This window comes from Paracoccus yeei ATCC BAA-599 (genome assembly GCF_000622145.1).
Lineage (GTDB): Bacteria > Pseudomonadota > Alphaproteobacteria > Rhodobacterales > Rhodobacteraceae > Paracoccus > Paracoccus yeei.
Window position 1 is genome coordinate 1 of sequence record NZ_JHWH01000041.1, and the last position, 12,812, is coordinate 12,812.

Annotated in this window: 13 protein-coding genes and 1 pseudogene; 8 read left to right on the forward strand and 6 right to left on the reverse strand. The window is 66.1% G+C overall.

Annotation, left to right across the window (positions count from 1 at the left end; all coding sequences use genetic code 11):
- Positions 1 to 94: 94 nt before the first annotated feature.
- Positions 95 to 370 (reverse strand): annotated as a pseudogene (locus BU28_RS0116715) (transposase); the annotation flags it as partial.
- Here BU28_RS0116715 and BU28_RS24925 point away from each other — a divergent pair.
- From BU28_RS24925 to BU28_RS0116735, 4 genes are read left to right on the forward strand one after another with little or no spacing between them, the layout of a single operon-like run.
- Positions 308 to 511 (forward strand): ABC transporter permease, encoded by a 204-nt coding sequence (locus tag BU28_RS24925; protein ID WP_198945007.1) that lies wholly within the window; start codon positions 308 to 310, stop codon positions 509 to 511. The pseudogene BU28_RS0116715 and the gene BU28_RS24925 overlap by 63 nt on opposite strands.
- A 47-nt stretch (positions 512 to 558) precedes the next feature.
- The gene (hisD, locus tag BU28_RS0116725) at positions 559 to 1,872 is read left to right on the forward strand and encodes a histidinol dehydrogenase (RefSeq protein WP_028720474.1); all 1,314 of its coding nucleotides are present in this window, start codon (positions 559 to 561) and stop codon (positions 1,870 to 1,872) included.
- 3 nt (positions 1,873 to 1,875) lie between these two features.
- Positions 1,876 to 2,640 (forward strand): alpha/beta fold hydrolase, encoded by a 765-nt coding sequence (locus BU28_RS23470; RefSeq protein ID WP_036763262.1) that lies wholly within the window; start codon positions 1,876 to 1,878, stop codon positions 2,638 to 2,640.
- 19 nt (positions 2,641 to 2,659) lie between these two features.
- A complete protein-coding gene (locus BU28_RS0116735) occupies positions 2,660 to 3,682 on the forward strand; it encodes a YeiH family protein (protein WP_036763264.1) in 1,023 nt (340 codons plus the stop codon).
- Between the two features lie 216 nt (positions 3,683 to 3,898).
- On the opposite strand, the gene mazF is transcribed toward BU28_RS0116735, so the two are convergent.
- Positions 3,899 to 4,228 (reverse strand): endoribonuclease MazF, encoded by a 330-nt coding sequence (mazF, locus tag BU28_RS23475; RefSeq protein ID WP_036763267.1) that lies wholly within the window; start codon positions 4,226 to 4,228, stop codon positions 3,899 to 3,901.
- Position 4,229: 1 nt separating this feature from the next.
- Complete coding sequence (locus BU28_RS0116740) at positions 4,230 to 4,472, reverse strand: AbrB/MazE/SpoVT family DNA-binding domain-containing protein (protein ID WP_198945006.1); 243 nt, start codon at positions 4,470 to 4,472, stop codon at positions 4,230 to 4,232.
- A gap of 1,282 nt (positions 4,473 to 5,754) precedes the next feature.
- Between BU28_RS0116740 and BU28_RS0116745 the strand changes: the two genes are divergently transcribed.
- Positions 5,755 to 6,543: a DUF932 domain-containing protein gene (locus BU28_RS0116745; RefSeq protein ID WP_081791443.1), complete on the forward strand. Its 789-nt coding sequence runs from the start codon at positions 5,755 to 5,757 to the stop codon at positions 6,541 to 6,543.
- A gap of 143 nt (positions 6,544 to 6,686) precedes the next feature.
- Here the strand turns inward: BU28_RS0116745 and BU28_RS0116750 are convergent, their stop codons facing one another.
- Both BU28_RS0116750 and BU28_RS0116755 read right to left on the reverse strand, forming a co-directional pair.
- Entirely contained in the window at positions 6,687 to 7,319 is a 633-nt protein-coding gene (locus tag BU28_RS0116750) for a hypothetical protein (RefSeq protein ID WP_028720478.1), read from the reverse strand.
- On the reverse strand, positions 7,319 to 8,038 hold the full coding sequence (locus BU28_RS0116755; protein WP_028720479.1) for a nucleotide-binding protein: 720 nt from the start codon (positions 8,036 to 8,038) through the stop codon (positions 7,319 to 7,321). The genes BU28_RS0116750 and BU28_RS0116755 overlap by 1 nt, the downstream gene beginning before the upstream one ends.
- Before the next feature lie 514 nt (positions 8,039 to 8,552).
- Here BU28_RS0116755 and BU28_RS23480 point away from each other — a divergent pair.
- From BU28_RS23480 to BU28_RS0116770, 3 genes are all read left to right on the forward strand, one after another.
- Complete coding sequence (locus tag BU28_RS23480) at positions 8,553 to 9,092, forward strand: plasmid mobilization relaxosome protein MobC (RefSeq protein WP_158212799.1); 540 nt, start codon at positions 8,553 to 8,555, stop codon at positions 9,090 to 9,092.
- Complete coding sequence (locus BU28_RS0116765) at positions 9,076 to 10,851, forward strand: relaxase/mobilization nuclease domain-containing protein (protein WP_028720480.1); 1,776 nt, start codon at positions 9,076 to 9,078, stop codon at positions 10,849 to 10,851. The genes BU28_RS23480 and BU28_RS0116765 overlap by 17 nt, the downstream gene beginning before the upstream one ends.
- A gap of 830 nt (positions 10,852 to 11,681) precedes the next feature.
- Positions 11,682 to 12,482 (forward strand): sulfite exporter TauE/SafE family protein, encoded by an 801-nt coding sequence (locus BU28_RS0116770; RefSeq protein WP_233145063.1) that lies wholly within the window; start codon positions 11,682 to 11,684, stop codon positions 12,480 to 12,482.
- On the opposite strand, the gene BU28_RS0116775 is transcribed toward BU28_RS0116770, so the two are convergent.
- The coding region (locus BU28_RS0116775) for a phosphate acyltransferase (RefSeq protein ID WP_028720482.1) at positions 12,479 to 12,812 on the reverse strand (334 nt) is incomplete at its 5' end. The genes BU28_RS0116770 and BU28_RS0116775 overlap by 4 nt on opposite strands.

Consider the following 12,812-nt stretch of genomic DNA (forward strand, 5'->3'; position numbering starts at 1 on the left):
GCCTTGCCCCATCAGAACCTCAACCTGCGGTCGTGTCGCGAATGTGGTGGAAATTGCCGAGCAGCGGGCTCCGGGCATGTGAGGTTGGCTCCAGTCAGGCCGCGAGGTCAAGGGACATCGGCACGAGTGGTTGAGAGAGGGTTTCCCATCCGTCGACCTTTCGCATCTGGATCTGCCCTGACGCCAAGAGCGCCCAGAGCAACATCGGCACGGTTTCGGCGCAGGGCAGGACGGTCTGGGTCTTGATGCGGCGCCGGAACTCCTCGTTCAGACGCTCGATGGCATTGGTGGTCCTTGCCGACTTCCATTGCGAGGGATCAAGGCGGGTGAAGCTGAAGAGCCGGTCGCCGCGACCAAGGGCATCGGCTACATGGTCCTGAGCGCCTCGCAGTTCCTGCAAACCTCGACGGTGATCATGGGCATCTTCGTCTTCGCAGCCATCGCCTATGCCTTCGACATGCTGATGCGCTTTCTCGAGCGCCGCCTCGTGCCATGGAAGGGCAAGATGTAGCGCAATCGGACAATCAGACGAACAGAACGACCGGAAGGAAGCACATAATGGCTGTAACTCAGCTCAAGACCGCAGCGCGCAGCGCAAGCACGGATGCCGGCGATATCGAACAGACGGTCCGCTCTATCCTCACCGATATCGAAGATGGGGGCGAGGATGCCGCGCGTCGCTATGCCAACAAGTTTGACGGCTACGATGGCAACCTGATCCTGACCCGCGACGAGATCGACGCGGCCGGCGAGCAGGTCAGCCCGCAGCTCAAGGATGACATCCGCTATGCCTACGAGAACATCCGCAAGTTCGCTGAGGCCCAGAAAGCGACCATCGGAGATTTCGAGATCGAGGTGCGGCCGGGCCTGTTCGCAGGCCAGCGCGCCATCCCTTGCAACGCGGCCGGCTGCTATGTGCCGGGCGGACGCTATGCGCATATCGCGTCGGCGATGATGACGGTGACGACCGCGAAGGTTGCCGGATGCCGGCACATTGTCGCCTGCTCGCCGCCGCAAAAGGGCCAGGGTGTGCATCCGGCCATCGTCTATACCGCCGATCTTTGCGGCGCCGACACCATTCTGGCGATGGGCGGCGTGCAGGGCGTGGCAGCCATGGCCAATGGGCTCTTCGGCTTACCCAGGGCGGATATCCTTGTCGGCCCCGGCAACCAGTTCGTCGCCGAGGCCAAGCGGCTGCTTTTCGGTCAGGTCGGCATCGACATGTTCGCCGGTCCCACCGACAGCATGATCCTGGCCGATGACAGCGCCGATCCTGAATTCGTCGCCTGGGACTTGGTCGGCCAGGCCGAGCATGGCTACAACTCCCCGGTCTGGCTGATTACCGACGACCGCGGGCTGGCCGAAAGGGTCATGGCCCGGCTGCCGGCGCTGATCGCCTCGCTGCCCGAGATGAATGGCCGGAACGCCGCCGCCGCATGGCGCGACTATGCCGAGGTTTTCCTTTGTGACAATCGCGAGGAGATGGCGGCGCTGTCCGACCGGATCGCGCCGGAGCACCTGCACGTCCAGGCGCGGGACCTCGACTGGTGGCTGGGACGGCTGTCCTGCTACGGCTCCTTATTCCTTGGCGAGGAAACCACGGTGGCTTTCGGCGACAAGGCGTCGGGCACGAACCATGTCCTGCCTACCTCGGGGGCGGCGCGCTATACCGGCGGCCTGTCGGTGCATAAATACATGAAACTGGTGACCTGGCAGCGTGCCGCCCCCGAATCGGTGGTTCCGCTGGCGGAAGCGACGGCCCGGATCTCGCGGCTCGAGGGTATGGAGGGCCATGCGCGAACCGCCGACATCCGGGTCGAGAAATACGCCGCGATACGTCAGGCGAACCAGCACGTCGCAACGGGCCGTTGATCCATGGGCGGCTCGAACCCCACGCTCGTCTTCATTCATGGCTATCTGGGCGGTGCCGCTCAGTGGAAAGACCAGGTCGAGCACTTTCGGCATCGGTTCCGGGTAATCGCACCGGACCTGCCCGGCTTCGGTCGCCGCCACGAGGAGATCGCCCCGGATCGCATTGTCGATTTCGCGCGGGGCGTCCTGGAATATCTCGACAACCGCGGCGTCGGGCCTTTCATGCTGGTCGGGCATTCGATGGGAGGAATGATCGCACAGGAAATGGCCATCCGGGCCGCGCATCGCGTCAGCCGGCTGGTGCTTTACGGGACCGGACCCCTCGGCACCCTGCCGGATCGGTTCGAACCGATCGCCACCTCGCAGGCACGTATCGAGATCGAAGGAGTGGAACCCGCCATTCGCCCCATCGTTGCCAGTTGGTTTCTGGCAGGTGCGAGCGCCCCCGCCTATAATTCCTGCGTCGATCTTGCGGTGCGCGTCAAAGCTCCGGCCGCGCTGGCCGCTCTTTCCGCAATGGAAAATTGGGACGGGCGTGAACAACTTGCTCGGATAAAGGCGCCTACGCTTGTGCTCTGGGGCGATCAGGACCGTTCCTATGGTTGGCGGCAGCCGGAGATGCTTTGGCGCGTCATCCCTGCAGCCGCGTTGGCCGTGATCCCTGGCAGCGCTCACAACGTGCATCAGGAAAAACCCGAGATCTTCAATCTATTGCTGGACGATTTTCTGAGTGACCCAATGCCAGTATCCCCGGAGGCGGCGCTGTGAGGGCACCGCAAAATATGACATGCCGTTCCTGACCTCGCGCCTTCTTGGCTTTGATGCCGCACGATCGTTCTTTCCAGGCTTTGCGGTTTCCTTCCTGGTCGCCGTAACTGTCCAATTCCTCTCCGAACATTACGGCACTCCGGCAATGCTGCTGGCATTGCTCTTGGGGTTGGCCCTGAGCTTTCTGGCGGATGATGGCACGCGGACCGCACCGGGCATCGCTTTCACCAGCCGTTCCGTGTTGCGGATCGGCGTAGCGCTCCTAGGCGCAAGAATCAGTGTCGACATGCTGGCAGGCCTGGGGGCGGCCGCAATTGCGCTGGTGGTCGCGGGCGTCATACTGACCATCGCCTTTGCCCTTCTGATAGCCCGTTGCGTCGGTCGTGGTTGGCGTTTTGCGTTGTTGACCGGAGGATCGGTGGCGATCTGCGGCGCATCGGCTGCCATGGCCATCGCCGCGGTTCTGCCTCGGCATGAGAAATCGGAGCGGGATCTGGTCTTCACGGTGCTGTCGGTGACGGTGTTGTCGACCATCGCCATGGTCGTCTATCCGATGCTTGCCCAACTGTTCCATTTCGATGCCCGAGACTCGGGGGTTTTCCTCGGCGGCACCATCCATGATGTGGCCCAAGTGGTGGGAGCAGGCTTCTCCATCGGACCCGAAACCGGCGAAACGGCGACGCTGGTCAAGCTGATCCGCGTTTCGATGCTGGCACCCGTGGTGCTGTGCTTTTCTCTCGCGATCCGGCAGATGGGTCTTGCCGATGTTTCCGATGGAGAGCGGCCCCCGTTGCTGCCCGGCTTCGTTGTCGGCTTCCTGGTGCTCGCCACGCTGAACTCGTTTGGGGCAATCCCGCAGGTCGTCTCAGACCTTTCTGGCGCGCTCAGCCGTTGGGCGCTGCTGGTCGCCATTGCCGCAGTCGGCATCAAGACTTCACTCGCCCGCATGGTCGAGGTTGGCTTTGGCGCCATCGCATTGATTGTCGCCGAGACCGTTTTCCTCAGACTGTTCGTGGTCGTTGGTTTACATATCCTCAAGTAACGTCGGTTGGTCATTAGGGCGGTCGTTTTTCATTCCATCTTCAGAGCGTGACAGTTCCCGTCATTCGGGCGCCGGTGCCCGACGCCAGAATGACGGGCGGCGCTCGGGCCGCCGCTGCGCGGCTGAGTGGTGCGTCCTCGGCAATGGGACCAGACCGGTTCATTATTCTGGCAGAAAGGTGATGAAAGCCACCTTCGTCTCATTATGTGGACTGGCCTACCGCCCTATCAGGGCTTTTGCCTTGGCACGGACAGCCGCCAGTTCCGTTTCACTTATTCTGCCTTTTGCCTTCGCGTTGCGCGCCCGCCAGTCCAGAGACTTGACCTGATCGGCCAGCACCGCGCTTTGTCGATCATCGTTGATCGGAACCTCGAACGGATACCCCTTTCGCTTCGTCGTGAGAGGGCAACACAGCATGAGTCCAAAGCGATTGTAGGCCGCAGGCGACAGCACCACGGCGGGCCGATGACCGGTCTGCTCATGCCCTGCTTGCGGCGAGAATTCCAGCCAGACGATGTCGCCTGCATCCGGGATATGCTCTGCCACGTCAGAACGCTTCCTGTCCGCGCGATCCGCCGAAATCGACCTCTTCATGAATGTTGTCAGGGGTCATGCCCGCGATCAAATCCGAAAGATCGGCCTCGATCTCGTGATACGGCTCGATGATGACCCGACCATGCTCCGAGCGAACATTCACTGTCTGATCGACCCGCAGGCCAGATTCACCGAGGATCGCAGCAGGAATCCTGACCGACGCGCTGTTTCCCCACATTTTCACCACTGCTCTCATGGCGACCTCCATTGATACAATGTCGATACTAACTGTTCCGCTGCCATGTAGCAACATTGTTTATACGAGGCAGACCAGCTATCTGCTCCTTGTCGGATCGTCTGAACGCTGCCGCCAGCAGGATAACATACTCGCCCTGCCTGATAACGCCCTCGGCCTGTACAAGACCATGCGGCGCTTCGGCATCTCCGCCATGTTCGATTGTCGTGTGCGCCCTATGCTGCTGCACCCAGAATCTCTACGGCAGAGGGCACGGCTGGGTGGGTGGCTGACGGGCGCAGTTGGCGCGACGGAGCTGGCGCTGATGACACTGGAGAATGGGCGCGATCAAATCGACACTGGGAGTCTGCCCGCCTTGTGGCGGGCACCGGGCTCTAGTCCGGCCTGACGTCCGGACCCAAGCCGCTCGGGGCGATGCTCCCGGCTGCGGCGTGCGCTCGGCTGTCTCGTTCCGAGATCCTCGGGCGTCCGCCGGTCCTGGTCGCTCTGCCTCGCTTGTCTCGGCCCTGCCGGGTGAACGATCCCTGACGGGGGCCGTTTGCGGGGCCTCTCTGCTGCGGATCGGTGGCGCAGGTTGTGCAGCCGGATTGTCCAGCCGGGCCATCGGCCCGGCCTTGCAGCCCCGAACGGAACGCGCCGTCAGGTAGCGCAAGGACGTGAGGGGCTGTGGTCAATCCGGCCTCGGCCGGGCTTCTGCAGGAGCTTCCCACAAGGTGGCTCGCCATCCTTCGCTCTGTGATGGCGCGTCCCGCTCGCCGCCATGTGCGGCCCCGGCCCAGGGCTCGGGGCTGGAAAGCTCCTGCAAAAGAGATTTCGGAGATCCGCGCCCGCGCGGATCGAACTGAGTTGAAGCCGTCGCCGGGGCTCGACCGGGCGTTGCCCGGCTCACCCCGTCGCCGACGGCTTTTCTGATCCTGGTGGTCCGCCTCGCATCCGCTGCCCGGTCGGATCAATGGGCCAGCGCCGCGCGGGGCGCGCGTCGTCGTCCAGCCGGGCCGTGTCCTCGGCGCGGGGCGCCTGCGGGCCGCACCACCCCGGCCTGCCGACCCATGACCGCCCGGCCATCGGCCACGGGCAGGGCTTTGCCCTTCCCGTTCTGCCCTCCGGAAATCACGCGGTGCTTTCCAGAGAACAGAACGGAAAGGCGCCGCCCAACGCGGACAGGGGCGCGAGACCCCAACCGCATCACCACAAAGGAGACGCCCGATGGGTTACAATTTCAGCCGCTACACCCGTGCCATCCAACCCGGTTCGCGCGCGCGATGAGCCCCTGAGCAACGACATGCTGCGCGCCGCCGTGCCGTCGATCTTTGCCACCGAGGCGCATGAGAGCCGGAGCCGCCGCTTCTCACCGGTGCCGACCGTCACCGTGCTGGACGGGCTGCGCGCCGAGGGGTTCGAGCCCTACAGCGCCGTGCAGGCCCGCACTCGCGTCGAGGGCAAGGCCGCATTCACCAAGCACATGGTCCGGCTGCGGCATGGGTCTCTGAGGAACACTGACGGCGACAGTTTCGAGATCGTGCTGGTCAATGCCAATGACGGCACGAGCGCCTATCAGATGATGCCCGGCTTTTTCCGCTTCATCTGCGAAAACGGGCTGATGGCCGGCGAGACCTTCGGCGAGGTCAAGGTCCGGCATTCCGGCGATGCCATCGGCGCGGTGATCGAAGGCGCCTATCGGGTGCTGGAGGATGTCCCGCAGGTGGCCGCGCAAGTCAGCGCCTGGAAGGCGATCCCCTTGCAGGACGCCGAGCGTGAAGCCCTGGCCGCGGCCGCGCATGTGCTGCGCTTTCCCAAGGCCGGCGAGGCGGGCGGGCCGCCGGCGCCGATCGAGGCTGCCGCCCTGCTGCGCCCGCGCCGCAGCGCCGACCGGGCGCCGGATCTGTGGACGGCGATGAACGTGGTGCAGGAAAATGTCATCAAGGGCGGCCAGACCGGGTTGGTGCGCAATGCCGAGGGCTGGTTGCAGCGGCGCAGCACGCGCGCGGTGGCCGGCATCGACCAGAACCGCAGCCTGAACCGGGCGCTGTGGCTGCTGACCGAACGGATGGCCGAGTTGAAACGAGGGTGATCGAAGGCGGGCCGCGCCAAGCGGCCCGCCCTTCGCCTTGCCCGATGCCGCCCTCTGCCCGGCGGGCCAGAGAAAAAATCGCGGGCTGGATCGCCGGCGCGGCCGCCCCTCCAACCCGAGGCCGCGCGCAGCGCGGCCAGGTCTTAGTATCCGGCCCTGTCGAGATAGGCGGCGGCAAAGCCTGTCATTTGCTCCCGCGCCCACCGCGACAGGGGCGAGGACAGGCCCGCGATGCCCTTGGGGTCGATCTCGGCCGCGAGCCGTGCATGCGCGTCGTGCGAAATGACCAGGCGGGAGTCGAAGCGCTCGCCGGCGCCGACCGCCCGCGCGGCGGGCACGGCCGTGTGCGGGATTCCGGCCTCCAGCGCATCGACGAGGCCGGCGCGGGCCTCGAACCAGATGTGGCGCAGCACCGTACGGACCGGACAGCGCGAGTCCCGCGCCATCGCGGCGGCACGCTCCACGATCCCGGCCGGCCAGGAGAAGTTGATCCGCAGCGGGACGCCGTCCTTGGTCGGAGGCGCCGGTGCCGGCTGCCTGTCCGGCTGCAGCGCGGCTGTGGCCGCCGTGCTGTTCCCCTGGGACGCCCCTGCAACCGGGCTCTGCGGCGCTGGCGCCGGCGGCAGGCCTTCGGCGCCGGTCTCGACCCGCACACGGGCCTCCGGCTCGGCAGGCGCCGTCGCCTTCTCCGAGGCCTCCGCCGGCGCCATTTCCAGCCTGGCCGCGAAGCCCGGGTCGCGGGCGGTGAAGGCGCTGCGCTTGCGCTCGCGGGCCATCAGGCGGCCTGCCGGATGATGCCGTCCAGGGCATCGAGCGCCTCGGTCATCTCGTCGAGCCCGTCCTGGACATGGCTCGCCACGCCCCGGTTCAGCAGATTGTCCCGGACCGGGCCGAGCAAGCCGCTCCCCATGCGCGAATAGACCGAGCGGTTCGCGACGAACTGGTCGAGCAGCGGCAGGGTCTGGGCGAGGGTCTGCAGCACCGCCTTGTCCGGCTCGCGCAGGACGGCCGGAACCCGGCTGGCGATCACCCGGTAGGGCGGCAGCGTGGCCGGATCGGACACCCGATGCTTTAGGCGGGCATACCAGAGCGCGGTTTCCCGTGTCTCCTCCAGGTCCTCTGACGAGAGCATGCAGGGCGAGACGATCAGGTCCGAGAGATCGGCCAGCAGGTCCTGCGCCGCCGGATCGGCGCCGCCGCCGAAGGTGTCGATCAGGACCAGATGCTCCTGGTCGGGCTCTTCGAAGATCGCCTCGACCAGGCGCTCGATCTGCGCGGCGTCGAGCGTCGCGATGACCTCGACATCGTCGGACCAGGCTTTGGCGGCCCTGGCGCGCTCCATCCATTTCCACAGGCCGCGGCTGCCGTCGGTGTCGAAGATGGTGACGGTCTCACCCCGGTCGGCGGCGGCCGAGGCGAGGCCCCGGATTAGCGTCGATTTCCCGCAGCCGCCTTTGCGGTTCATCGCGGTGATGACGCGGATGCCGTTTTTCATCTGGATGGTCCTTAACCTGCTTTGGTCCGGGCGTAGCGCCGCATTGCAAGTTCCGCAATCCGAAATCCGCAAAAAAATTTCCGCATACCGCAATCCGCACAACGCAGGACGGAAACCGCACTCAGCAAACCGCAGACCGCAAGCCGGAGCCCGCGGAAGAGCCTTGGAACGGTCGGTGGAGTTCGCTCCCATTTGCGCTCTCTCCCCTGCGGGTCTCCGCCCCATGAATTGAGGCATCTCGGCCTGCGCCCGGTCTGGTTCGCCCAAGAGCAGGTCGTCCCTTGGGCTCCCAGCCCAGCGGCATCTCGCGGCGCGAGCACTGTTGCGCGGGCGCATCGTGCAGGCCCTTGCCGCGCCCGCGCAACAGTGCTCGAAACTGTCTTGCCACCCCTATCGCAAGCTGCGGGCGGTTGACATTCTCGGAGGGATGGGGAGAAGAAGACTATGGCGGGAAATGCAAAATGTTTACAACATCGCGCCTCCCTCGCGGATTGCGGAACACGGAAAGCGGAAGTTGGCACCAAGGACCCTGACCAAAGCACAGAAGGCTGAGGCGATCCGACGCCTCAAGACGGGCGTCGCGGCCGTGTCCGAGGCTCCCGCCGCCGCAAAGCGCCCCCGCCCGACGAAACCGCGCGAGAGCGAGGCGACGACTACTGCCGGCAAGGCCGTCGCGGTGCGCCTTGCACCGGCGGAGGTCGCCGCCCTCGATGCGCTCCAGACCCGGATCGGCGCCACCAGCCGCTCGGACGCGCTGCGCGCGCTGGTCCGCTCCAGCACCGGCATGCTGGAACTGCCCGCCGAGGACGCCGCACGCCTGGCCGAGATCAAGGCCGAGCTGCACAAGATCGGCGTCAACGTGAACCAGATCGCGCTCGCCGCGAACCGGGGCCGCATCGACCTGGCGCGCCAGGACTGGACGGCGATCACCGAGCTGCGCCAGGCGCTGCCGGGGCTGCGGAGCTGGCTCGGCGCGGTGGTCGACGAAAGCCGCCGGCGCGGCATCCGCCTGTTTCGGGCCTTCCTGGAGGCCGAGCGTGGCGAACGGGGCTGAGGCCGTCCTCGACGAGATCCGCCTGCGCCGGCTGCGCGGCGGCGGCGGCCGGTTCTCGGCCCGGGCCAACAATCTGTGGCGCGCGGCGCAGGGCTCGAATGCGGCGGTCCTGAAGCGGATCCACAACGGCGGCACCCACACCCGCCAGCAGCTCGGCGCGCAGTTCGACTATCTCTTCTCCAAGGCCAGCGCCATCTTCGGCAATATGGTCGAGCACGACCCCGACCGCTGCACCCTGACGCCCGGGCAGCGCAAGGCCATCGCCGCGGCCTGGGAGGACGGCTGGATCCGCGATCCGAAAAACGGCCACACCACGCATCTGCTGCTGTCCTTCCCCGCCGATGTCGCGCCGCGGCGCGCGCTGCGCGTGGCCGAGGCCTGGGCGGCCGAGATGTTCCAGAGCGGCGCCCATGTCCCCGACGAATGGGCCTATGTCGCGGCGCTGCACACCGACCGCGCGCATCCGCATGTCCATATCGTGGTGAACAACCGCGGGCTTGAAAACGACACGTGGTTCTACATGGCCAGGGGCCACGCCTTCGAGATCCAGGCGATGAAGGAGCGGATGGTCGAGATTGCCGCCGAGGAGGGGCTGTTTCTCGACAGTTCCTCGCGCATCGACCGCGGCAAGCTGACCTATGGCCCGTCCCGCGCCGAGCTGGAAAACGCGCTGCGCGAGGGTCGCGCGGTGCGGGAAAAGCCGCTGGAGGGCCGCGCCATCCGCGAGGCGATGATCCAGATCGGCGCGAATATCGCCACGCTGCGGCTGTTCTCCTCGCTGGCCCGGCAGGGGTCGGACGCGGAACTGGCGGAGAAGATTGCCGAGGCCGAGGCCGTGCTGTCGCGCGGCGGCATCATCACCCCCCTCCAGGAGAAACCGATGGACGCGGAAGCCGTTCGCACGCGTGGCGATCTCGCCGCCTATTACGACCGCTGGCTGGACAAAGCCGAGCGCGGCGTCGCCCGCCTGCCCGAGGCTGAACGTGCCGAGCTGCGGCGCGAACTCTACGAGGCTGCGGCCCATGTCTCGCGCGAGCTGGGCGATGATCGCGGCGCGGCGCTGATGCAGCAGCCGGCGCGCGAGCCGGTGCACGGCACGCAGATCGGCGCGCGGTCCATTGTCCGGGCCGGGCTGGCGCAACCGTTGGCCCCCGAGCGTGTCGCCGCGCTGCGCGAGCAGATCGCCGATGAGGCGGGGCGGATCGGCCTCGATCCGGCCGCCGTCACCGAGCGCATGACGCAGGGCGCGGCGAACGCCTGGCAAGAGCGCGACTGGACCAGGCAGGACATCCTGGCGGTGGCGTCGCACCAGCGCCTGGATCTGGACAGCGAGCCCGGGCGCCGGACGGCCGCCGGTCTGGTCGGCGGCTTCTACGCCAGCACGGCCCGGCTCGTCGATCGCAGCTTGGAGCACCGGCCCGAGAGCGACCGCCTGACCTGGGCGCTTGGCGCGATGGCCGAGAGCCTGTACGCCCATGGCAAGGTCGCGTTCCAAAGCGACGAGCATGCCGCGCGCTTCGCCCGCGACCTGAAGGACCGCTACGGCGCGGATCTGATGGCGCGGCTGGCTGAGGGGGATGACCGGGCGCTGGCGCTGGACATCCCCGATCCACAAGACCGCCAGGCAACGGTGCGCGCCATCGCGGCGGCCGCCGAGCGCCATGAGAGCATCGGCATGTCCCTGCAGCAGGCCCGGCAGGTGAAGGCGCGCTTCAACGGGCGAGAAGCGGGAGGCGAAGAGCGGGAGCGCGAGAGGTGAGCAGGATCATCCTGTCGCGGTCAAAAACTTTTCAACGGTTCTGATGATGGGTTGCGCCGCCCCTCGCTCCACGTCCTTCATTCCATCCACATTGCAAGGCTCGAACTGCAGGCTCAGTTGCCTACCCGGGCGCGGCTCCGGCATATGGTGCTATTTCATCCGCTCTCTCCATTGCAAATCCCTCGTGTTTTGAGAGTTTCCGAGAAGAGCAGTTGACCGCGGTCCCCGCCGTGGGCTCACAACGAGACGCGGCATCAATAGGGAAGGATCTTAAGCGAGTGCTGTGGGCAGTTCCGCCCCAGGGGGGCGGGCAAGGCCTGCGTGACGAACACAAAAGGATCTCGTGGTGGGCGTGCCCTGCCGACGCGGGGCCAGAGTGCAGCTTATCCTTCTGCCATCTGTTCGATGGTGGCGGGCGGCGCCGGCGTGTCGATCACTGAGCCGGTAACAGCACGGCAATGCGCGGCGCTCGGGATGGTTGCAATCCGGCCGATCACGCCCGAGCAGCTCTTTACCTATGACATGCTGACGCCGGCGCTGCGGCCGGCGTCAAGGCTGGTACAGGACCTCGCCGACCGCGTCCGACGTGAGTTCGAGGATCGGAAGGACAGCAGGGTAATGCCTGGCGCACTCGTCGGCAGATGCTTCCCAAACGGTTCGCCGATAAATCTTGCACGTTGTCGTAATGCGTTGTCGCATGCGATTTGGTGGTGTTCGCCAGATGCCAGTGATAATATGTCGAAACTACAGATGACAAGCGTCCGGCCTGCCGGAACAACGGGCGGCATGGCACCTTTTTACAGGCTTTCCCTGGCAAGGAAGACCGCTCCATGCGGATCCCGCAACAGACGGAACCCAGAAGCATACTGCCCGGAATTCTAGCCATAATGTGGTCAGCAACCGATGCCCTGCTGATTGGTAGTGCGGTTTTCGCCGCGGCCGTCCTGCGCGGCATCACGGGCTTCGGCTTTGCCCTGGCCGCGGTTCCGCTGATCAGCCTCGTGCTGGCGCCGGTGCAGGGCGCGGCGATAGCCATCTTGCTGCAATGCATGATCGGGTTGGGCGACCTTGTTTCGGTCCGCCGCATGATCGACATCAGGACGCTGACGATGATGTCGGCCGGGGCGGTGATCGGCACACCAGTGGGCCTGATGACGTTGCAGCTGTTATCCGCCAATGCGATGCGCGTGGTGATCGCCATCATCGTTCTGGGGGCATTGGTTAGCCTGGTCCGCAAGGTCCGCCTTGTGCCGGGACCACGCCAGGCCATAGGCGCCGGCGTTCTGGCCGGGATGTTCTCAGGCTTTGCGGCGATGCCCGGCCCGCCTGCCGTTGCCTATCTGCTGGGAACGGCGACGCCCGCCGCCGAAGCCCGCGCGACGCTGATGATCTTTTTCTTCGTCACCTCACTTCTGGCGCTGCCCGGCCTGTTGGTGCAGGGCGTCGTGGGATGGCCAACCGTGTTGGCTGCGGTGGCCTCGCTGCCGCTGCTGATCGCGGGCACGCATTTGGGCGGTTGGGTGTTCCGCAGGCTGGACGACGGCGGATACCAGAAGGCCGCAATCGCAATGCTGGTGGTGACCGCCGTCCTAGCGGCAATTCGCGGCCTGTGGGGCTTGGCCGGCGGCTAATGCCCCGCCTGCACCGCCGTCACCGCCGAGGCGTTGACAATATCCTCGACCGAGCATCCTCGCGAGAGGTCGTTTGCGGGTTTGGCGAGGCCTTGCAGGATGGGGCCGATGGCGGTCAGGCCGCCCAGGCGTTGTGCGATCTTGTAGCCGATGTTGCCCGAGGCGAGGTCTGGGAAGACGAAGACGTTGGGGCGTCCCGTCAGGGCGCTGTTTGGCGCCTTTTTGGAACGGATCGCGTCGTCGAGGGCGGCGTCGAACTGCATCTCGCCGTCGATTTCCAGCCCCGGCGCGGTGGCACGCACCAAGGCCAGCGCCTCGCGGATCTTTGTC

Bases quoted from the DNA above. Each gene is read 5' to 3' on its own strand.
- hisD (WP_028720474.1), top strand. From the start codon at position 559: ATGGCTGTAACTCAGCTCAAGACCGCAGCGCGCAGCGCAAGCACGGAT.
- BU28_RS23470 (WP_036763262.1), top strand. From the start codon at position 1,876: ATGGGCGGCTCGAACCCCACGCTCGTCTTCATTCATGGCTATCTGGGC.
- BU28_RS0116735 (WP_036763264.1), top strand. From the start codon at position 2,660: ATGCCGTTCCTGACCTCGCGCCTTCTTGGCTTTGATGCCGCACGATCG.
- BU28_RS0116740 (WP_198945006.1), bottom strand. From the start codon at position 4,472: ATGAGAGCAGTGGTGAAAATGTGGGGAAACAGCGCGTCGGTCAGGATT.
- BU28_RS0116745 (WP_081791443.1), top strand. From the start codon at position 5,755: ATGCTGCGCGCCGCCGTGCCGTCGATCTTTGCCACCGAGGCGCATGAG.
- BU28_RS0116750 (WP_028720478.1), bottom strand. From the start codon at position 7,319: ATGGCCCGCGAGCGCAAGCGCAGCGCCTTCACCGCCCGCGACCCGGGC.
- BU28_RS0116755 (WP_028720479.1), bottom strand. From the start codon at position 8,038: ATGAAAAACGGCATCCGCGTCATCACCGCGATGAACCGCAAAGGCGGC.
- BU28_RS0116770 (WP_233145063.1), top strand. From the start codon at position 11,682: ATGCGGATCCCGCAACAGACGGAACCCAGAAGCATACTGCCCGGAATT.